The organism is uncultured Amnibacterium sp., from assembly GCF_964244015.1.
In the GTDB taxonomy this organism is placed as follows: Bacteria; Actinomycetota; Actinomycetes; order Actinomycetales; family Microbacteriaceae; genus Amnibacterium.
Genome location: NZ_CAXTHO010000043.1, coordinates 1 through 20,254, shown reverse-complemented (window position 1 = coordinate 20,254; position 20,254 = coordinate 1). Strand labels below are relative to the sequence as shown.

The 20,254-nt window shown below is 73.5% G+C and carries 17 protein-coding genes and 1 pseudogene; 3 read left to right on the top strand and 15 right to left on the bottom strand.

The window, feature by feature from the left end; genetic code table 11:
• A pseudogene (locus ACFE67_RS06990) lies at nt 1-859 on the bottom strand (transcription-repair coupling factor); the annotation flags it as partial.
• A 943-nt stretch (nt 860-1,802) separates the two neighbouring features.
• Here ACFE67_RS06990 and ACFE67_RS06985 point away from each other — a divergent pair.
• Nucleotides 1,803-2,516, top strand: coding sequence for a M23 family metallopeptidase (locus ACFE67_RS06985; protein WP_375406149.1), 714 nt, complete (start codon nt 1,803-1,805; stop codon nt 2,514-2,516).
• Nucleotides 2,517-2,544: 28 nt separating this feature from the next.
• Here ACFE67_RS06985 and ACFE67_RS06980 read toward each other — a convergent pair whose 3' ends face one another.
• From ACFE67_RS06980 to ACFE67_RS06960, 5 genes are all read right to left on the bottom strand, one after another.
• Nucleotides 2,545-5,148: an alpha-mannosidase gene (locus tag ACFE67_RS06980; RefSeq protein WP_375406148.1), complete on the bottom strand. Its 2,604-nt coding sequence runs from the start codon at nt 5,146-5,148 to the stop codon at nt 2,545-2,547.
• Nucleotides 5,145-6,071 carry an ROK family protein gene (locus ACFE67_RS06975; protein WP_375406147.1) on the bottom strand — a complete coding sequence of 309 codons (927 nt, stop codon included), beginning with the start codon at nt 6,069-6,071 and terminating at the stop codon, nt 5,145-5,147. The genes ACFE67_RS06980 and ACFE67_RS06975 overlap by 4 nt, the downstream gene beginning before the upstream one ends.
• Before the next feature lie 2 nt (nt 6,072-6,073).
• On the bottom strand, nt 6,074-6,817 hold the full coding sequence (locus ACFE67_RS06970; RefSeq protein WP_375406146.1) for an SDR family oxidoreductase: 744 nt from the start codon (nt 6,815-6,817) through the stop codon (nt 6,074-6,076).
• Between the two features lie 122 nt (nt 6,818-6,939).
• Nucleotides 6,940-7,533: an aminoacyl-tRNA hydrolase gene (gene pth, locus ACFE67_RS06965; protein WP_375406145.1), complete on the bottom strand. Its 594-nt coding sequence runs from the start codon at nt 7,531-7,533 to the stop codon at nt 6,940-6,942.
• 31 nt (nt 7,534-7,564) lie between these two features.
• Nucleotides 7,565-8,155 (bottom strand): 50S ribosomal protein L25/general stress protein Ctc, encoded by a 591-nt coding sequence (locus ACFE67_RS06960; protein ID WP_375406144.1) that lies wholly within the window; start codon nt 8,153-8,155, stop codon nt 7,565-7,567.
• Between the two features lie 245 nt (nt 8,156-8,400).
• Here ACFE67_RS06960 and ACFE67_RS06955 point away from each other — a divergent pair, with 245 nt between their 5' ends.
• On the top strand, nt 8,401-8,865 hold the full coding sequence (locus tag ACFE67_RS06955) for a cupin domain-containing protein (RefSeq protein WP_375406143.1): 465 nt from the start codon (nt 8,401-8,403) through the stop codon (nt 8,863-8,865).
• A gap of 69 nt (nt 8,866-8,934) precedes the next feature.
• Here ACFE67_RS06955 and ACFE67_RS06950 read toward each other — a convergent pair whose 3' ends face one another.
• The 8 genes from ACFE67_RS06950 to ACFE67_RS06915 all read right to left on the bottom strand — a co-directional run bounded on the left by ACFE67_RS06950 (nt 8,935) and on the right by ACFE67_RS06915 (nt 17,798).
• On the bottom strand, nt 8,935-10,041 hold the full coding sequence (locus tag ACFE67_RS06950) for a RuBisCO large subunit C-terminal-like domain-containing protein (protein ID WP_375406142.1): 1,107 nt from the start codon (nt 10,039-10,041) through the stop codon (nt 8,935-8,937).
• Nucleotides 10,038-11,027 carry an S-methyl-5-thioribose-1-phosphate isomerase gene (mtnA, locus tag ACFE67_RS06945; RefSeq protein WP_375406141.1) on the bottom strand — a complete coding sequence of 330 codons (990 nt, stop codon included), beginning with the start codon at nt 11,025-11,027 and terminating at the stop codon, nt 10,038-10,040. Before mtnA ends, ACFE67_RS06950 begins: the two co-directional genes overlap by 4 nt.
• A complete protein-coding gene (gene mtnK / locus ACFE67_RS06940) occupies nt 11,018-12,220 on the bottom strand; it encodes an S-methyl-5-thioribose kinase (protein ID WP_375406140.1) in 1,203 nt (400 codons plus the stop codon). Before mtnK ends, mtnA begins: the two co-directional genes overlap by 10 nt.
• Nucleotides 12,217-13,287 (bottom strand): ABC transporter permease, encoded by a 1,071-nt coding sequence (locus ACFE67_RS06935; protein ID WP_375406139.1) that lies wholly within the window; start codon nt 13,285-13,287, stop codon nt 12,217-12,219. Before ACFE67_RS06935 ends, mtnK begins: the two co-directional genes overlap by 4 nt.
• A complete protein-coding gene (locus ACFE67_RS06930) occupies nt 13,284-14,822 on the bottom strand; it encodes a sugar ABC transporter ATP-binding protein (RefSeq protein WP_375406138.1) in 1,539 nt (512 codons plus the stop codon). Before ACFE67_RS06930 ends, ACFE67_RS06935 begins: the two co-directional genes overlap by 4 nt.
• Complete coding sequence (locus tag ACFE67_RS06925; protein ID WP_375406137.1) at nt 14,819-15,868, bottom strand: substrate-binding domain-containing protein; 1,050 nt, start codon at nt 15,866-15,868, stop codon at nt 14,819-14,821. The genes ACFE67_RS06930 and ACFE67_RS06925 overlap by 4 nt, the downstream gene beginning before the upstream one ends.
• A gap of 260 nt (nt 15,869-16,128) precedes the next feature.
• Complete coding sequence (locus tag ACFE67_RS06920) at nt 16,129-16,641, bottom strand: gluconokinase (protein ID WP_375406136.1); 513 nt, start codon at nt 16,639-16,641, stop codon at nt 16,129-16,131.
• A gap of 101 nt (nt 16,642-16,742) precedes the next feature.
• The gene (locus ACFE67_RS06915; protein ID WP_375406135.1) at nt 16,743-17,798 is read right to left on the bottom strand and encodes a D-2-hydroxyacid dehydrogenase; all 1,056 of its coding nucleotides are present in this window, start codon (nt 17,796-17,798) and stop codon (nt 16,743-16,745) included.
• A 56-nt stretch (nt 17,799-17,854) separates the two neighbouring features.
• On the opposite strand from ACFE67_RS06915, the gene gndA reads away from it, so the two are divergent.
• Nucleotides 17,855-19,312 (top strand): NADP-dependent phosphogluconate dehydrogenase, encoded by a 1,458-nt coding sequence (gndA, locus tag ACFE67_RS06910; RefSeq protein WP_375406134.1) that lies wholly within the window; start codon nt 17,855-17,857, stop codon nt 19,310-19,312.
• A 60-nt stretch (nt 19,313-19,372) separates the two neighbouring features.
• Here the strand turns inward: gndA and ACFE67_RS06905 are convergent.
• Nucleotides 19,373-20,254, bottom strand: an 882-nt coding sequence (locus tag ACFE67_RS06905) for a hypothetical protein (protein WP_375406133.1), incomplete at its 5' end; no start/stop codon positions are given.

Genomic DNA, 20,254 nt, shown 5'->3' with positions numbered 1-20,254 from the left:
GTGACAGCACGCACACCGCGGCACCCGCGGGCAGGTACTCCGTGACGGGGATCAGGCCGTCGGCGAGCACGGGGGCGAGCGACTCCATCCCCTCCACCGGGATGCCCTCCGCGACCTTGGCGAGCATCTGGGCCAGGTTCGGGAACTCGTGCTGCAGCTCGCGCGCCCGCTGCTGCACGCGCTCGGTGAGCAGCAGCTCGCGCGCCGGTACCAGCTCGACGTGGTCGACGGCCACGTCGAGCGTGCGCTGGTCGGCGACCGAGAAGCCGCGCAGCCCATCGACCTCGTCGCCGAAGAAGTCGACCCGCACCGGGTGCTCGCCGATCGGCGAGAAGACGTCGAGGATGCCGCCGCGGACCGCGAACTCCCCCCGCCGGGTGACGAGGTCGACGCGGCTGTACGCCAGCGCGACGAGCCGCTCGACGATCACGTTCAGGTCGACGCCGCGCTGGCGCAGCCGCAGCTCGATCGGCTCGACGTCGGCGAGGCCGGCGACGATCGGCTGCAGCGCCGCACGGACCGGGGCCACGATCACGAGCGGCGGGTCGCCCGGCGTCCAGACGCGCATGCGACGGATCGCGTGGAGGCGGCGGCCCACGGTCTCGACGCCGGGGCTGAGGCGCTCGTGCGGCAGGGTCTCCCAGGCGGGCAGGTCGAGCAGCTCCGCCTCGGGCAGCAGGCACTCGAACGAGCTGCGGAGCGCGTCCGCCTCCCGCTCCGTCGCCGTGACGACGAGCAGCGCATCCGCGTCACCGCGCTCGCGTCGGCGGCGCAGCAGCGCGGCGATCAGCGGGGCGTGCATGCCCGGCGTCGCCGAGAAGTCGGCCGGCCGGGAGGCGGCGAGCAGTGCATCGCTCATCGAATCGGCTGAGCCAAGCAGACGTGGCAGACCCCCGAGACTCACTGTTCCAAGTGTAGGGAGGGCTCCGACATCGGACGCGCGAGGGCGCCGACCCCTCGCTACCGGGGCCCTCCGCTGCAATTCCGACGGTGCGCACCGGAGGAATTGCAGCGGACGGCCCCGTGAGCGGCGCGCGGCCAGCGGCACGATGACGCACACGCTCGACGCGCTCTTCCCCTCCTGATCCCGGTGCGGATCGTCGACGGCAAGCGCGTCGAGCGGTGGGCTCGACTGGCCAACGCGGCATCCTGCAGCAGCTCGGCCTGGCCTGACGCGGAGCGGGACTCTGCGCGCGGCGTCCGCTCAGCGGAAGACACGCGGGACACGCCCCGGAAGTTCACCGACACGCGTCGGAGGTCCCTGCCCCCGGTTCGGGGGGTGCCTACCGTCCTCGAGTCGGCGCCGCGGGCTCCGGCACCGGGGGAAGGGGCTCACGCTGGACTGGAACGAGGATGCGACGGGGGACGGCCAGCAGGCGGACCCCGGACGACGCACCTCGTGGCAGGCGCCGCGCGAGCTCCGCGGCCCCCGGCCGCCGAAGGACCCGAAGTCGAGCGGCCAGCAGGATCCCCGGCAGGCGACGCCCCGCCCGCGGCCGAGCGGGACCGCCTCCACCGGCCAGCTCCCCGTCGCCCGCACGCGCGAGACCGCCGCCGGTCCCACCGGCACGGCGCGCATCCCGGTCGTGCGCCAGAACCCCGGGCCCGCGGCGCCCCGCCCCGGCGTGCGGCAGCCGGAGGGGCAGCGGCCGTCGTCGCAGCCCCCCGTGCGATCCCGCCTCAGGACTCCGCCCGCTCCCCCGCAGCAGCCGCCGGCCTCCCCTCGGCCCCCGCAGCAGCGGCCGGCCGCCCCTCGGCCCGCGCAGTCGCTCGGACAGGTCTCACCGGCGCGACCGGGAGCGATGCGGCCATTCGCGCAGCTCGCCCCAGCGCCCACCCCGCTGCCCCCGACGCCCACCGAGTTCGTGCACACGTGCGCCCCCACCCGGCCTCGTCGTCACGGCCCGAAGGGCGTCCTCGCCGCGCTCGCGGTGCTCGCCCTCGGCGTGCTCTGGGGGCTGCCGGCGTTCGCCAGCGAGGCGCTGAACGCGCCGCCCGTCGCTGGCATCGCGGTCGACGGCGTGCAGCACATGCAGGTCGGCTCGGACGTCGACTCGGAGTCGGCGACGACCGACGCCGCAACCGGCGTGATGCCCGTCGCCGCGCCTCCCTCCTGGATCACGCCCGTGCAGGGTCGCCTCGGCGATTCCTTCGGCCCGCGGCTCGTGCAGCCGGTGCCGGGCGTGAGCTTGTTCCACCGCGGCCAGGACGTCGTGGCGCCGTGCGGACGCCCGATCCGCGCCGCCGCCTCGGGCACCGTCACCAGCGCCACCTACTGGGGCACATACGGCAACTGGATCCTGATCGACCACGGCGACGGCATCGCGGTCGGCTACGCCCACGAATCGCAGATCCTGGTGTCGGTCGGCCAGCGCGTGTCGGTCGGGCAGGTCATCGGACTGGTCGGCCAGACCGGCGCCGCGACGGGCTGCCACCTGCACCTCGAGGTGCACGTGAACGACGTGGCGATCAACCCCGTCCCGTTCTTCGCCGCGAAGCACATCCCGCTCAGCTGAGCGCCGCTCGCTCCTACGGCAGGTCCTTCTAGGGCAGGTCCTCCTCCAGCAGGTCAACCTCGACCGGGTCGCCATCGCGCGGCACCCGCCAGGTCCGCAGGGCGTGCGGAGGGAGGTCGGCGCGGATGATGCGGCCGACGATCGGCAGCTCGATCACGGCCTGCACGGCGCTGCCGGAGGTCTCGACGGCGCGCACGATCAGGTCGTCGCTGTCCTCGCCGATCTTCACCGCGGTCACGAGCACCGACGACGGCGAGGCGCTCGCCCACGAGACGCGGCCCGGCAGGGTGCCCTCGTGGAAGCTCTCGAGCATCGCGCGCGGCCGCAGGTTCAACTCGGCGACCCGGCGGTGGAGGTCGGGGACGTCCACCGGCCCGTGCGGGGCGAGGAGCACGGTGAAGCGCTGGAAGCCCTGGTCGTGGAAGGCGTAGGCGCCGTCGGGGTCGAGGGCGCTCGGATCGTGCCAGGCGTACGGCGGGCTGCGGACCGCCGTGATGCCGATGCTCGCAGCGCTGTCAGCGGTGGCGGGCGACAGGTCGTACCCGTGCTTCGCGTCGTTCAGCACGGCGATCCCGACCGCGTCGGTCGAGAGGTCGATCCAGGACTGACCCGGCTCCTCCGCACCCGAGACCGCGCGCTCGACCGAACCGAACGGCACCTCGACGCGACCGGTCGGCGACGGCAGCGCGACCGGGACCCGCCACTTCAGCAGATGCAGCGGCTCGTGCCAGTCGAGCTCCACCCGCACCCGCAGGGCGTCGGCGTCCGCCTCGAGGATCAGGTCCTCCGCGAGCGTGGAGGCGTGCCAGCGGTGCTCGATCCTGATCTGCGCGCGAAGCGGGCCGTCCTCGCGGACGAGCACGCGGGTCACCGGCATCTCGGCACCCGGCCACGCGTAGCTGACGACCCGGTGGCCCCAGGTGTCCGTCGGGTCCTCGCACACCTGCAGGTGCGGGCCCGCCGCACCTGCGACGAGGTCGGCGCCCGTCCGCTTGTCCAGAAGGCTCGTCAGCCAGCCGGTCCGATGGTCGACCACGACACGCAGCAGGGCGTTCTCGAGCACGGTCCCGTGTTCGAGGTGCGACAGCATCGACGGGCCGGAGGTCGGTCCCGGTTCCGGGGCTGCCACCGCCGGCATCGCGGGCGGGTTGGCGACCGCGCCGGCGGCGAAGGACCCGCCCGCCGGCAGGTGCAGCGCGTACCGCGCGACGCCGAGCGGCGGCAGGTCGACGCGGAACGCGATCGCCGCGCCCGTGCGCCTGCCGATCTGGGAGCGGGAGGAGATCCCCTGGCTCGGCACGGGCGTACCGTCCGCCGCGGTCACCCGCGACGGGTCCGCCTCCAGCCCGAACCCGAGGTGCAGCTCGACCGTCGTCGTCACCGGCCACGGGTGGTGGTTGAACACGAGCACGGGCTGCGTGGAGGGGTCGAGCGGGACGTCGACACCGGCCGCGATCCGGTTGTGGGCGCGGGCGGTGATCCGCTTCGCGATCGAGATCGCCTCGCCCAGCTGGTCGCGCGCGTCCACGAACGCCGCCTCGATGGCGGAGCCCGGCAGGATGTCGTGCGCCTGGTTCAGCAGCACCTGCTTCCAGGCGCGCTCGAGATCCGCCCGCGGGACCGCGTCGCCGCGGGTCAGCGCCGCGATGGCGGCCCACCGCTCTGCGACGAGCACGGACGCCTGCGCCCGTCGCTGCCACTGCTTGATGCCGGAGTGGGCGGAGTAGCAGCCGGGCGCGTGGTGCTGCAGCTCGCCCTCCGCCACCGGCAGGTCCGGCACCAGGCCCAGCTCGCGGACGCGGGCGAAATACGCCTCCGGATCCGACAGCGGCAGCGCCCCGAACGACCCCATCCGGTCGAACCGGTGGATCGTCTCGATCTGCCGGACCGTCGGGCCGCCGCCGTGGTTGCCGACGCCGAAGAAGACCATCGTCTCGGGCAGCGCCTCGTCGTGCTCGGCGAGCGCCTTCTCGATGTGGCGGTCGACGCCCTCGCGGCTGGACTGGTACTCGAACGGGATGCGGAACCCGAGCACCTCCGTGCCGTCCGGCCCGCGCCAGCGGAACAGGGCGGCGGGCAGCGACTTCTCGTGCGCCATCGGGCGGAGGAAGCAGTAGGCGGACATGCCCTGGCCGGCGAACACTTGCGGCAGCGTGGCCGCGTGCCCGAACGGGTCGACGTTCATCGCGACGGTCGCGCGCCGCCCGAACCGCTGCTGCAGGAACCGCTGGCCGTAGAGCCCCTGGCGGACGAACGACTCGCCCCATGGCAGGTTGCAGTCCGGCTCGACCCACCAGCCGCCGGTGTTGATCCAGCGGCCCTCCGCGACACGGGCGCGGATGCGCTCGAAGAGGGCGGGATCCTGCTCCTCCACCCACGCGAGCAGGAGCACCTGGTCGCAGGTGAAGACGAAGTCGGGGTACTCGTCCATCCGGTCGAGCACGCTGCGGAAGGTGGCACGGGCCTCCTGGTAGCCCTCCTGCCACGGCCACAGCCAGACGACGTCGAGGTGCGCGTTGCCGATCATGTGCACCACGCGGTCCGGGGAGGCGGCGGGGCGCGGCACGAACGGGGCGTCGGCGGGCTCGAAGCCCTGCGGGGCGTTCGAGAGCGGGGCGGACTCGTCCGTCATGCCGCGTGCTCCAGGGCGAGGAGGCCGGCGCCCACCGCGGGCGCCGTGCCGCCGAGCGCCGCCCGCTCGACGCGGACGACCCGGCGGATCGGCGCGATCGCATCCGCCGCCACCGTCCTCCGCACCGCGTCGACGAGCGCGTCCTCGCGCGTCAACCCACCGTCCAGCACGACCACCTCCGGTTCCAGCACGTTCACGAGATCGGTCACGACCTGCCCGAGGCAGTCGAGGGCGTCGGCCCAGAGCTCGCGGGCGAGGTCGTCGTCGGCTGCGAACCGCACGATCGCGGCGGCATCGAGGTCCTGCACGCCTGCGAGCGCCGATACGCGGCCGGCGGACATCGCCTCCCGCGCCCGCTCGACGAGCTGGGTGCCGGCGACGTACGCCTCCGCGCAGCCGAGCCGCCCGCAGGTGCAGCGTCGGCCGCCCGGCCGCACGCAGACGTGGCCGAATTCGCCGCCGTTCGTGGTCGCGCCGACCAGCAGCCGGCCGTCGAGCACGGCGCCGCCGCCGAGCCCGCTCGAGACGGTCAGGTACACCTCCGAGCCCGCGTCCTTCGCCGCTCCCGCGCGGAACTCGCCCCACGCGCCCGCGGAGGCGTCGTTCGCGAGCACCGCGGGCGCGCCGAAGCGCTCCTCCGCCATCCGGACGATCTCGACGTGATCCCAGCCGGGCAGGTGGAGGGGGCCGAGCAGCACGCCCGCCCGGGTGTCGAGCGGGCCGCCGCACGCGATGCCGACCGCATCCGGCTGCACGCCGTCGAGGACGCGGTCGGCGAGCGCGAAGAGGCGGTCGAGCACCGCGCCGGGTCCGTCGTCGCGGCGGGTCGGGGTGCGGTCGATGCGGCGGATCCCGCCATCGGCCTCCACGAGCGCGACCGCGAGCTTCGTCGCCCCGATGTCGAGCGCGAGCGCCGCTGCCACCGTCACCCCCTGCCGATGTAGGGCATCGTCGTCGCCGTCACCGTCAGCCACTGCACGTTCGCCGTCAGGGGCAGCGACGCCATGTACACGAGCGCCGCCCCCACGTCCGCGGCGGCGAAGGTCGGCTCGGGGCGGGTCGATCCGTCGGCCTGCAGCGCGCCGTCCGCCATCCCTGCGGTCATCTCGGTCGACGCGTTGCCGATGTCGATCTGGCCGGCGGCGATCCCGAACTCGCGGCCGTCGAGCGAGGTCGACCTCGTGATCCCCGTCACCGCGTGCTTCGTCGCCGTGTAGGCGATCGAGCGGGGGCGCGGCACCTGCGCGGAGATCGAGCCGTTGTTGACGATGCGGCCGCCCTGCGGGTCCTGGCCCCGCATGATGCCGAACGCGGCGCGGGTGCAGAGGAAGGTGCCGGTGACGTTGAGGTCGACGACCTGCCGCCACTCGTCGATGTCGACCTCGTCGATCGGCTTCGGCGCACCGCCGCGGCCGGCGTTGTTGAACAGCAGGTCGAGCCGGCCGAAGCGTTCGACCACCTGGCCGAAGACGCGCTCGACCTCCGCCGGATCCCGCACATCGGCGGGGAACGCGTGGATCCCCTCCACCGCAGCGGCGAGCCGTTCGAGGGGCTCCCGCCGCCTGCCGAGCACCGCGACGGTCCAGCCCGCCTCCGCGAGCGCGGTCGCGCACGCCGCGCCGACCCCGGAACCGCCTCCGGTCACGATCGCGATGCGCGCCTCGGCCATGGCACTGGTCTACCGGTCCGCGGCTGGACGAGCGCACCCCGGCAGGCCGGGCTCGCCTGGCGATTCCGTTTTGAAGGAGATTCGGGGGCTTCGCCGCCGAAGCTCCTTCAAAACGGAAGGGCTCAGCGGGCGGCGCGGGGGGCGTTCCAGCGCTGCTGCGCCGCGTCGATGCCCAGGTCGGCCAGGTCGACGACCGCGTCGGCGGCGTCGCCGATCAGGAGGGGCAGCTCCGTGCGCTCCGTCGGGGTGAAGTCCCGCAGCACGAAGTCCGCCGCGGCCTGGCGGCCTGGCGGCCTGCCGATGCCGACGCGGACCCGCGGGAACTCGGGGCTGCCCAGCACGAGCGCGATGTCGCGCACGCCGTTGTGGCCGCCGTGGCCCCCTCCGGTCTTCAGCCGCAGGTCGCCGAACGGGATGTCGAGCTCGTCGTGCACGACGATCAGCCGCTCCGGAGGGAGCGAGTAGAACTTCGCGAGCGCGCCGACCGGGCGGCCCGACTCGTTCATGTAGGTCTGCGGCGCGGCCAGCACGAACCTGGTGCCGCCGGGCCGGTCCCGCCCCTCCGCGACGCCGGCACCGGTCTTGTGCCGGGAGTACCGGGCGCCGAAGCGGGCGGCCAGCTCGTCGACGACCATCCGGCCGACGTTGTGCCGGTTGCCCGCGTACTGGGGACCGGGGTTGCCGAGCCCGACGACGAGCCAGACGTCGTCATGCATCGGCGTCCACCGGTCGGATCTCGCCCGCGGGTCAGGAGGCGCTGGAGACCGTCTCGGACGCGGCGGCCTCGTTCTCGAGCGACTCCTCGGCCGCCTCGAGCTGGACGCCGATGATGAGCAGCTCCGGATCCGCCGCGAGCTCCGCGCCCTCCGGCAGCTCGACGTCGGCGGCGGTGATGTGCGCGCCGTCCTCGAGGCCCTGGACGCTGACGATCACGTGCTGCGGGATCGCGGTCGCGAGGACCTTGAGCAGCAGGGTCTGGGTGTCGAGGGTGGCGACGGTGCCCGGGGCGGATTCGCCCTCGAGGAGGATCGGCACGTCGACCTCGACCTGCTCGCCCGTGCGGACGATGATCAGGTCGAGGTGCTCGATGATCTGGCGCACCGGGTCGCGCTGCACGTCCTTGACGAGCGCCATCAGGGCACCGCCGGCGAGGTCGAGGTCGAGGACCGAGTTCGCGCGGCGGATGATCAGCCCCGTCTCGTGCGCCGGGAGCGAGATGTGCACCGGGTCGGTGCCGTGCCCGTAGACGACGGCCGGGATGCGGCCTGATGCGCGCAGCTTGCGCGCAGCGCCCTTGCCGAACGTCGTGCGCGCCTCGGCGGCGATCTTCTCAGCCATGCTGGTCCCTCCACGTGGGGCCGCCAGGCGACCCGCTCGAATACGATCGGCGGTGCCGCAGTAGCCCGGTCATGGGCGCCCTGCGTCGATCACGGCCGCGGCAGACCTGCCGCAACCCTCGCCGAAGTCCAGCGAGAGAGCATACCGGACGCCGGCGGCCCGGATTCCCGGCTCCGTACCGGGTTCGGTGACGTCCGAGGTCGCCGAGGTCGCCGGAAGCGGCGACACGGCCCATGATCGGAGGCATGAGCGACATGAGCGAGGTGCGCGAGGCCCTCCGGGGCCAGCCCGAGCCGTACCGCTGGGAGGGCGTCGACGAGCTCGTGTACAAGGAGCACGACACGACGTTCCGCGGGGTGACCCGCCGGGTGCTGTTCGGCGCCGGCGACGGCCAGGGCGTGGAGGTGCGCTACTTCGAGGTCGCGCCCGGCGGCTGGAGCACGCTCGAGCACCACGAGCACACGCACCAGGTGATCGTGATGCGCGGGTCCGGCGCCGCGCTCGTGCAGGACCGCGTGATCCCCCTGGCGCAGCACGACCTCGTGTTCGTACCCGCATGGGCCTGGCACCAGTTCCGCGCCACCGGCGACGAGCCGCTGGGCTTCCAGTGCATCGTCCCGCTCGACCGCGACCGCCCGGTGCTCCCGGACGCGGACCAGTTCGCGACGCTCAGCGCCGACCCGGAGGTCGCGGCCTTCATCCGCCGCTGAGCGAGCACTTTTCATCTTTACGGAGTTCTGGCGGGCTCCGCCGCGCCAGAACTCCGTAAAGATGAAACGTCAGACGACGGATTCCACGAGGGCGCGGAAGCGCTCGCTGGATCCTCGGGGGTCGCCTCCGCGGTGCAGCTCGCCGCCGATGAGCAGCACGACGTCGCGGCCGTAGAAGTCGACCAGCTCGGGCACGCGGTCGGGGCTCATGCCGCCGCCGGGTGTCGGCAGCGACGCGGGCAGCCCGGCGAACGGGCCCGCGCAGCCGTCGGCGATCGCCCGGCACTCGTCCTGCGTGAAGCTGAAGCGCCCGCCGTAGGAGGGGAAGATCGCGGCGTCTGCGCCGGCCAGCCGCAGCAGCGACCCGTACAGCACCCCGGGCGCGATGCCCGAGGTCGGCGAGACCGCGAGGCTGCCGAGCAGCGCCGGGTGCGCCAGCAGCACGAAGTCGTCGGGGGTGTTCCGCGCGAGCCACCGCAGCAGCGGCAGACCGCCGACGCCCGGGACGACGAGCAGGCCGCCCGCGCCGGCGTCGAGCGCGATCCTCAGGCGCTCCTCCACCAGCTCGGGCGGTGCGTCGAAGCACGGCAGGTAGCGGGCGCTGTGACCCGAGACCGCGTTCCCCGCAGCGACCGCCTCGGCGATGCGCGGCACGCGCTCGGCGTAGGGCGCCCAGCGCTGGTTCCCGAGGCCCTGGTCGTCCTTGATCAGGTCGATGCCGCCCTCGGCGAACTGCCGCGCCAGGCCCGCGAGGTCCTCGGTCGGCAGCCCGACCGGTTTCAGCGCGGTCGCCAGGATCGGCCGGTCGGGCACCCCGAGCGCGCGCCGGACCCCCTCCACGCCGAGCGCCGGACCGCCCCCCATCGCCGCAGCCAGAGCGGCCGGCACATCCAGGTCGACCAGCCGCACGCCGGGCAGCAGCGCGCAGTTGCCGAACACCATCACCATCAGCTGCGTCAGCTCGTCGCCGGCGAGGTCGTCCGGGAACTCGACGGTCGCGAGCGCGAGGTCGGGCCCCCGCTCCTCCAGCCCCACCACGTGGGCTCTGGAGGGGGCGGCCTTCACGGGCGCGAGGTCGGGCGGGAACTCGTGGCTCTGCTCGACCGCGAGCGCCTCGGCCCGCGATCGGGCGTCCCGCACGTCACCGGTCAGCGCGTAGACGGCGCGGACGGTCACCGGGCGAGCCCCGCGATCGCGGGGCCGAACGGGGCGTGCAGCACACCGCGCTCGGTCACGATCCCGGTGATGAGCGAGGCGGGCGTGACGTCGAACGCCGGGTTCCAGACCGCGGTGTCCCCGGCGGGCGCGCCGTCGCCGGTGCCGATCACCTCGGCGGCGCCGCGCAGCTCGATCGGGATCGCGGCGCCGTCGGGCGTGCTCGGATCGATCGCGTTCCACGTCGCCGCGACGTAGAAGGGGATGCCGGCGTGCTTCGCCGCGATCGCGAGGGCGAGGGTGCCGATCTTGTTCGCGGTGTCGCCGTTCGCGGCGATCCGGTCCGCGCCGACGACGACCGCGTCGACCTGGCCGGCGGTCAGCGCGGCGGCGGCCGCGGCGTCGACGATGAGCGTGACGGGGATCCCCGCTTCCTGCAGCTCCCAGACCGTGAGGCGGGCTCCCTGCCGCAGCGGCCGGGTCTCGGTCGCGACGACCTCGACCGGCTCCCCCGCCTCGGCCTTGGCGTAGACGATGCCGAGCGCCGTGCCGCGGCCGGTGGTCGCGAGCGCGCCGGTGTTGCAGTGGGTGAGGAGGCGGGAGGCGCCGGCGAGCTCCTGCCGGCCGAGCTGCCCGATCGTCGCGCAGGCGTCGCGGTCCTCGGCCAGCAGCGCGAGCGCGACGTCGAGCGGGTCCTCGCCGCGCAGCTGCGCGGCATGGGCGAGCTGGACGGCGACGCGGAGGTTCACCGCGGTCGGCCGGGCGGCGATCACCCGGGCCGCGGCGTCCTCCGGCAGCAGCCCGGCGCGCACCCCGAGCACGTAGCCGAACGCGCCCGCAGAGCCGAGCACGTTCGCCCCGCGCACCGCGAGCGACGCGATCGCCTCGATGACACCGTCGATCGTGCGCAGCTCGAGGAAGACCGTCTCGTCCGGCACGCGCCGCTGATCCAGCACGGTGAGGCGGTCACCGGTCCACGCGATGCTCTCGACGGCGCTCACCGCCATGACGCCACCGCCTCCCTCGTGAACGCTGCGAGCGCCGCGGGGTCCGCGATGCCGTGCCGCTCCGTGATCCAGCCGCGCGCGGCGGTGAGCGCGGATCCGGCCGCCTGGACGCGGGCCTCCTCGTCGAGCGTCTGGATGTCCGACACCTTCGCCCAGCCGACGATCCGCCGCGCCGCCTTGATCCCGCCGAAGCCGACCGCGCGGTGCCAGGTCTCGGTCAGCCACGACTCGAGGAACGCGTCCGTGAACGCCGGATCGACGCGCTGCGGCCAGAGGTGCCGGAACTCGGCCTCGAACGCGTCCCAGGTCTCGCCGATGAGGCCTGCCACCCAGTCCCGGAACTCGGGAGCGTGATCGAGCGCCGCGGCCCGGGACCCGGCGAGCAGGAAGTTGCCGAACAGGGCGCCGAGGTCGAACGCGATCGGCCCGTACACGCCGAACTCGAGGTCGAACGCCTTCGCGACGATCCCGTCCGTTCCAGACGGCGCCACGAAGACGCTGCCGGTGTGCAGGTCGCCGTGGATGCGCCCCTCCGCCGCGGTCAGGAAGCGCCACTTCAGCTCCGCGACCTCCGCCAGCACCGCGTCGTCGCGGAGCGCGAGCACCGCCGGCGTCACCGCCTCGTCCCAGCCGTTGTGCTCGTGGTCGCGGAACGGCTCGGTGAACACGAGATCCTCGGTGATCCGGCAGAGCTCGATGTTCAGCGCCCCTGCCGCGCCGGCGCGCACCTCCGCAGCGGAGGCGCCGAAGGCGGACGTGCCGAACGCGAGGCGCGCGACGTACCGGCCGAGGTCCGCACCGGCACCCGGCGTGATCCGGCCCTCGTTCAGCGCGCTGCGCCAGACCGCCCAGGCCGACAGGTCCTCGATCGCGATCAGGCGCCGGTCGACGTCCAGCCCGAAGAACCGCGGCGTCGACCCCGGCGACGTGCGGGCCGCGGCCTCGTAGCCCCGCGCCTCCGCGAAGATCCGATCCTGCGGCACGGCCCACGAGTGGTCGGTGCGCACGTAGGGCAGCGACTGCTTCAGCACGACGGAGGCGCCCGCGGCGTCCTCCGCGATGAACACGAGGTTCAGGTTGCCGTCGCCGACCTCCCGCACCTGCGCGGTAGCCGGGTCGACACCGCCGGCGAGATCCGGGTGCGCGGTGAGGTAGGCGGGGACCGTCGCCGCCTCGAGCAGCTCGACGCTCACCGGCGGGCCCTCCTGTTGAACAGTGCGGAGAAGCTGACGATCAGGGCGCCGACGAGCAGGAGGCCCTGCACGAAGTCCTGCCCGTAGGTCTGCACGTTGAACATCGTCAAGCCGTTCAGCACGACGCCGACGAAGATCGCGCCGACGACCGTGCCGAACGCGTTCGGCCGGTTCGCGCCGAGCACCGCGAAGCCGATCAGCGACGCGGAGACGGCCTGCAGGAGGTAGTCGGCGCCGACGTTCACGTCGCCGCGGCCGGTGCGGGACGCGAGGATCACGCCGCCGATCCCGGCGAGCAGCCCGCTGATCACGTACGCGAGCACCCGCAGCCGGCCGACGCGCGCACCCGCGAGGCGGGCCGCCTCCCGGTTCCCGCCGACCGCGCGCAGCAGCCGCCCGGTGCGGGTCCTGGCGAGGAAGACGATCACGGTGACGGTCACGACGACGAGCACGATCACCGGGACGGGCACGCCGAGCACGTCGCCCTGGCCGATCCAGGTGAACGCGTCCGTGAACGAACCGCGGGGTGGGGCGCCGCTGTACCCGGAGCCGTCCGCGATCGACTGCCCGGCGGTGATCAGGAGGGAGCCGCCCGCGAACACGAACATCGTGCCGAGCGTCGCGAGCATGTCCGGGACCCGCGCGACGACGATGAGCAGGCCGTTGACCAGGCCGACCGCGAGGCCCGTCGCGAGGCCGACGATGGTGGACAGCACCGGACCGAGGCCCCAGTAGACGAGGCTCGCGGCGGTCACCATGACCGTGAGGCTCACGTTCGCGCCGACGGACAGGTCGAAGCCGTCGACCGTCATCGACACCGTGACCCCGAGCGCGACGATCGCCACGACCGCGACCGACAGCAGGATGCTCAGCAGGTTGAAGACGGTGAAGAACGCCGGCTGCGTCAGCGCGAACACCACGATCAGCGCCACGAGCAGGATCAGCAGGCCGTAGCGGAACACCGCGTCGCGGACGCGGGACAGCACGGTCCGCCTCCCCGGATCGGGCGTGCGGGCCGGAGGCAGCACGTCGCCCGGAGCGGTGGCCGGCTCGGCGAGGCGGGTCATGCGCGCTCCTCCACGGGTACGGCCGGCGGGTGCACGGCCCGCGTCATCAGGTCGGCGAGGGTCTCGGCGTCCACGGTCCGGGGGTCGACCTCGCCGACGACGCCGCCGTCGGCCATCACCAGCACACGGTCGGCGACCTCGAGGATCTCCTCCGGATCCGAGGATGCCACGACCGTGGCGGCCGCGTCGACGCCGCGGACGAGGCGGGCGATGTCGGCGCGGGCCCCGATGTCGACGCCGCGGAACGGCTCGTCGAGCACCAGGAGGCGGGAGCCTGCGGCGAACCAGCGGCCGACGACGACCTTCTGGCGGTTGCCACCGGAGAGCGACTCGATCGCCGCGCGCGGACCGGAGCAGACGACGCCGAGGGTGCGGATGAGGTCCGACGTCGCCCGGTCCTCCGCCCTCCTGCTGAGGAGCGCGCCGCGCCGGTAGCGGCGGAGGTCGGGCAGCGTCAGCGAGTCGGCGACCGTCCAGCCCGGCAGCTCCGCGGCGCGGGCGCGGTCCTCGGGCACGAAGCCGACGCCGGCCTCGATCGCCGCGCCGGGGTGCGCCGGCCGGAAGGGCGCGCCGTCGATCGAGATCACGCCCGCCTCGATCGGGCGGACGCCGGCCAGCTGCTCGAGCAGCTCCGTCTTGCCGGCGCCGAGCAGACCGGTGATGCCGAGGACCTCGCCGCGGCGCACGGTGAGGTCGATGCGGGGGCCGCCCGGCCGCGCCTGCGCGCCGATGACGTCGAGCACCACCTCGCCGCCGGTCGCCGCCGCCGCGCCCAGCGCGCCTGGCGCCTCCAGCCCGCCGAGGATCGCGTGCGCGAGACGGGCGGCCGCGAGCGGCGCGGTGAACTCGCCCGCGACCCGGCCGTCGCGGAGTGCGACGACCCGGTCGCAGACGGCGACGGTCTCCCCGAGGTGGTGCGTGATGAAGACGATCGCGGTGCCCTGCGCGGCGAGCGCGCGCACGGTCGCGTGCAGCGCCTGCTGCTCGTCGACCGACAGGGCCGCGGTCGGCTCGTCGAGGACGAGCACGGTCGGGTCGGAGGCGAGGCCGCGCGCGATCAGGACCCGCTGGCGGTCCGAGACGCCGAGTTCCGACACCGTGGCGTCCAGGTCGATGCCCGCGAGGCGCCCGGCGGCGATGCGCTCCGCCTCCGCGCGGATCCGGCGGCGCGACGGGAACCGGCCGAGCGCGCCGGTCACCAGCGCCGGGAGCACGAGGTTCTCGGCGACGCTCACGTCGGGCACGAGCGCGGCGTCCACGTCCTGGTGCACGGTCTCGATGCCCGCGGCGCGGGCCTGCTCGGCGCTCTGGAGGCGGACGCGACGGCCCCGCACCTCCACGTGTCCCGTGGTCGGCGCCTCCGTGCCGGACAGGATCTTCGTCAGAGTCGACTTGCCGGCGCCGTTCGCGCCGACGAGGCCCAGCACCTCCCCCGCACGCACCTCGAGGGAGACGCCGCTGAGCGCGGTCGTCTCCCCGAAGCGTTTGCCGACCTCGCGGACCGCGAGGACGACGGGGTGGTGCTCAGATGTCACGGCACCGCCGCGATGTCGGGCGTCTCGAGGTCCGGGAACGCCTCCGCGAGGCCGGCGAGCGTGGTGATGCTCTTGCTGCGCAGCACGTCCTGCGTGATCAGGGCAGGCGGGACCTCGATGGCGGCGTCGACGGTGCCGCCGGTCGCCCTGAGGTACGCGGCACGGACGGAGACCGCGCCGACGTTCGCCGGGTCGGTGGCCGCGGTCGCGACCCACGGGCTGCCGCTCTTCGTGATCACCGAGATGTCCGCGTTGGAGATGTCGGCGCCGTAGACCTTGACCGTGTCGTTCAGCTTCAACTCGTTGACGGCCTGGACCGCGCCCTTCGCGAACTCGTCGTAGGGGGCGAGGATCGCGGTCACGCCGGGGTGCGCCTGCAGCGCCGCCTTGACCTGGTCGGCCGTCTGCGCGGCGGTGGAGGCGTTGACGACACCGACCTGCGCGACCTGCTTGAGACCGGTGTTCGCGGCCTTCACCGTCTTCCAGACGGCGTCGCGCTTGTCGAGCGGCGCGTAGCCGGCGACGTACGCGTAGATGACCTCCGCGCTCCCGCCGGTGTCGCTGACGAGCTTGTCGGTGATGTCCTTCGCGATCGTCGCGTCCGACTGGTCGACCGTCGTGACGTCCGTGCTGCCCGTGTCGACGTCGAACGAGACGATCGGGATCTTCGCGGCGATGGCTGCCGCGACCGGGGCCTTGAGCGAGTCGGTGAAGCCGTGGTCGACGATGATCGCGCCGGGCTTCGCCGCGGTCGCCTGCTGCAGCTGCGTGGCCTGCTTGGCGTTGTCGCCGTCGGCGCTGAAGGTCGAGAGGTTCACACCGAGCTTCTTCGCCTCCGCCTGCGCACCGGAGAGGTACTGCTCGTAGAAGTCGCCGGTGCTCAGCTGGCGGACCAGCGCGATGTTCACGGCCTTCTTCGTGCCGGTCGATGCGCTGCCGGAGGAGCCGGAGGCGCCGGTGCCGGTGCCGGAGCAGCCGGCGAGGACGAGCGCGGCGGACGCGAGAAGCGCGGCGCCTGCGGGCAGGCGGAGGGTACGCAGGGACAAGGGGACTCCGATCCGTCAGGTGGGCAGTGCTGTGAGGCGGTGCTGCCTCGACCCGACCGGCGAAGGTAGCGAGGGCACGACGCTTCGCGCACGTCGGAGCGACACACGACGCAACCTTCGGCCTCGCCGCGCGCGGACGCCGCGGTGCGCGAGCGAGCGGAGGCGGGCGCTTCCGGACGTTCCGGGCGTCCGTTGTCGCCCGGAACGTCCGGAGTCGCCCGCCGAGTCGGCGCGTCCGCCCCTCCTGAGTGGAGGCGGCCTCAGTGCGCGGCGAGCACCCTCGCGAGGACGGTCTCGGCCACGTCGGTGTCGGCGTGCGTGATGGCGATGGTGAAGCCGGGCTCGTCGGGAGCCAGCGGCTCGAGCGTCGCGAGCTGCGAGTCCAGGAGGGAGGGCGGCATGAAGTGGCCCTGCCGCGCGTGCACGCGCCGGTCGAGCTCCTCGCGGTCCACGTCCAGCAGCACGAACAGGGCGCCCGGCTCCTCCGCGAGGATCCGGAGGCGGTAGGCGCGCTTCAGCGCCGAGCAGGCCATCACCGGCACCCGGCCCGCGCGGGTCTCGTCGGCCATCGCGCGGCCCACCGCCGCCAGCCACGGCGCACGGTCGAGGTCGGTCAGCGGGATGCCGGCGTGCATCTTGGCCGTGTTCGCCTCGGAGTGCAGGTCGTCGGCGTCGAGCGCGACCCCGCCCTCGATCCGCGCGGCGAGCGCCTCCGCGACGGTCGTCTTCCCGGACCCCGACACCCCCATGATGACGAGCGGCAGCATCGACATGGGCTCATCTTTTCGCGGATCAGGCTGGATTCCGAACACGCCGCCGCATGCGCCGCCTGGAACGGCGTGTTGGCGAAACGAGCCTGATCCGCGAAAAGTGCTCAGTAGAACTCGTGGGTGTTCACCGGGTTGATCAGCGGTTCCCCGTCCAGGTACTTCGTCGCGTTGCGGGCGAAGAGGTCCGCGATCAGGGCGTCCTCCCGGTCGCTCAGCGCCGCCGTGTGCGGGCTGATCAGCACGTTCGGCAGGTCCCACAGCGGCGAATCCGCAGGCAGCGGCTCGGGATCCGTCACGTCCAGCGCCGCGAAGCCGACGCGGCCGGTGCGGAGGTGGCGGGTCAGCGCCTCCTGGTCGATGACGGTTCCGCGGCCGACGTTGACGATCGTGACGCCCGGCCTGGTCGCGGCGAGCGCCTCCGCGCCCACGAGGTGGCGGGTCTCGTCCGTGCCGGGCAGCGTCACGACGATCCCGTCGAAGTCGCCGATGCGCGCGACGAGATCACGCGGGTGGATGACCTCCTCGACCCCCTCCACCTCCACGTCGCGACGGCTCGTGCCGGCCACGCGCACGCCCTGAGGAGCGAGGCGCTTGGCGACCAGCCGGCCGATCGACCCGAGGCCGACGACCAGCACGCGGCTGCCCTCGAGTCGGCGCATCACCCAGCGGGACTCGACCCACTCGTGCGCGCGCTGCGCCTCCTGCAACCGGGGCAGCGACTTGAACCCGGCGAGCAGCCCGAACTCGCTCCACTCCGCGAGCGGCACGGCGTGGACGCCCGCGGTGGTCGTGAAGTGGACCCGGTCGAGCTCCTCCCGCGTCAGCTCCGCGCCCTTCACCTGCCCGCCGCCACCCGCGGGCATCAGCTGCACCCACTCCAGCGCCGGGTTCGCGCGCAGGGTCCTCGCGAGCTGGGCCGGCTGCTCCCCCGGGATGCCGTAGAGCACCTCCGCAGAGTCGACCAGCTGCTCGAACCGCCGCTCGTCCGCCGCCGACCGCGCGAACGCCGGGTCGCCGCCGTGGTCGCCGGGATGCTGCTGCGGAGGGAGGAGGTCCTGCTCGACGATGAGGTCGAGGCGGGGTTCGGCGGCACGGATGCGCTCCGCGAGGTCCTCGGAAAGGGGCGTCGCCGCCACCGCGCGCAGGCGTCGTTCGGTCATTGGGCGAGCGTAGGAGGCCCAGGCTGACCCCGGTCCTCCGGCGATAGCCTCGGGGCATGAGCGAGCAGCAGGTCGGCGTCGCCGACATCGGGGTCGTCGGTATGGCGGTCATGGGATCGAACCTGGCGAGGAACCTCGCCCACCACGGCAACGTGACGGCGGTCTACAACCGCACCGACGCGAAGACGGACGACCTGATCCGCGAGCACGGCTCGGAGGGCGAGTTCGTCCCCAGCCACGACATCGGGGACTTCGTCGCGAGCCTGAAGAAGCCGCGCGTCGCGATCATCATGGTCCAGGCGGGCCGTGGCACCGACGCCGTCATCGACCAGCTGGCGGACCGCTTCGAGCCCGGCGACATCATCGTCGACGGCGGCAACGCGAACTTCCTCGACACCATCCGCCGCGAGAAGGACCTGCGCGACCGGAACCTCAACTTCGCCGGCACGGGCATCTCCGGCGGGGAGGAGGGCGCGCTGAACGGGCCGTCGATCATGCCGGGCGGCTCCGACGACGCGTGGACGCGGCTGAAGCCGATCCTCGAGTCCATCGCCGCGGAGGCGGAGGGCGAGCCGTGCGTCACGCACATCGGCCACGACGGCGCGGGCCACTTCGTGAAGATGGTCCACAACGGCATCGAGTACGCCGACATGCAGTTGATCGCGGAGGCGTACGACCTCCTCCGCCGCGTCGGCAACCACGACACCCCGGCGCTCGCGGACGTGTTCGACGAGTGGAACCAGGGCGACCTCGAGTCGTACCTGATCGAGATCACCGCGGAGGTGCTGCGGCAGCAGGACGCCGCGACCGGCACGCCGCTCGTCGACCTGATCCTCGACCAGGCGGGCTCGAAGGGCACCGGGGTCTGGACCGTGCAGAACGCGGTCGGCCTGGGCATCCCGGTCTCCGGCATCGGCGAGGCCGTCTTCGCGCGCGCCGTGTCGAGCAAGCCGAAGCAGCGGGAGGCCGTCCGCGCGATCGAGAAGGGCCGGCCGACGCCGGTGCCGAAGCCGGACGGGTTCGAGGACGACGTGCGCGCCGCGCTCTACGCCTCCAAGGTCGTCGCGTACGCGCAGGGCTTCGACATCATCATCGCCGGCGCCGAGCAGTACGGCTGGACCATCGACAAGGGCGCCGTCGCGAAGATCTGGCGCGCGGGCTGCATCATCCGCGCGCGGTTCCTGAACCGGATCGTCGAGGCGTACGAGCGCAACCCCGAGCTGCCGACGCTGCTCGCGGACGAGTACTTCGCGAAGATCATCGCGGACGGCGAGGCGGCCTGGCGCCGCGTCGTGTCGACCGCTGCGCTGTCGGGCGTGCCGGTGCCGGGCTTCTCCTCCGCGCTCGCCTACTACGACGCGCTCTCCTCGGACCGGCTGCCGGCCGCGCTGATCCAGGCGCAGCGCGACTTCTTCGGCGCGCACACCTACGGCCGGATCGACAAGCCGGGCACCTTCCACACCCTGTGGAGCGGCGACCGCTCGGAGATCGAGTCGGCCGGCTCCTCCCACTAACGGGGCCCTGAGCTGCAAAGAGGACGGTGCGCACCGTCCTCTTTGCAGCGGTCGGCCCCGTCAGCGGCTGAAGGTGGCGCTGGAGCCGTTCAAGCTGAAGACGATCGTGTCCGCGGTGGTCGACACGGTCATGTCACCTCGGAAGAACGCCGCGATTGCGTTGTCACGGTCACCTCGCTCCTTGACACAGCCGACGAGCGTCGAGCCTGCAGGGATCGCGAAGACCGTGTGGGTGTCAGGCTGGAGGATCACGCTCAGGCTGTTGCAGTCGCCGCCGAGCTCCGCGGTCAGCTCGCCGTTGATGTGCTGGAAGCGCAACGTGTAGGGGTGAGCGGCGAGGAACGACAGCGTCCCCGTTCCGCCGGTCGACCGATAGGTGGCGCAGGAGAACGGCTGCACGTGCGCGGCGACGCACGTCGCGTCGTTCCGCGGCAGCTGCTGCTCGCCGATCCCCGCTGCGCCCTGGTACCGGAACGTCACCATCGCGGTGTCGGTGTCGAACGCCAGACCGCCGCCCGAGGCGTCGATCCGCATCGGCCCGCGCAGGAACGCGTTCGCCCAGTGCTTCGCGTCGTTCGTACCTGCGCCCGTGCAGCCGGCGGCCTGGCCCACGAGCAGCCGCCCGGCGAGCGTGAGCCGATTCCCGTCGTAGCGGACCGGGACCCCGGCCGCGAAGCAGCTCTCGCTCCGCGCGGTCAGGTACAGCACGCCGTGGATCGTCGAGAACGAGATCGACAGGGGATCCTTCGCGGGCCCACCGGTGTCGCCGGTGACCGCCGGGGCGCCGTAGACGGACCGGTAGGTGCCGCACTCGAACGGCGCGACCGCCGCTGGGCTGCAGTCGTCGGGGATGTACGGCGGCTCGAGCATCGCCGACGGCGCCGGGGTGGGCGCCGCGACGTTCGTCCGGGGACGCACGGCTCCGAAGACGGCGAGGGTCAC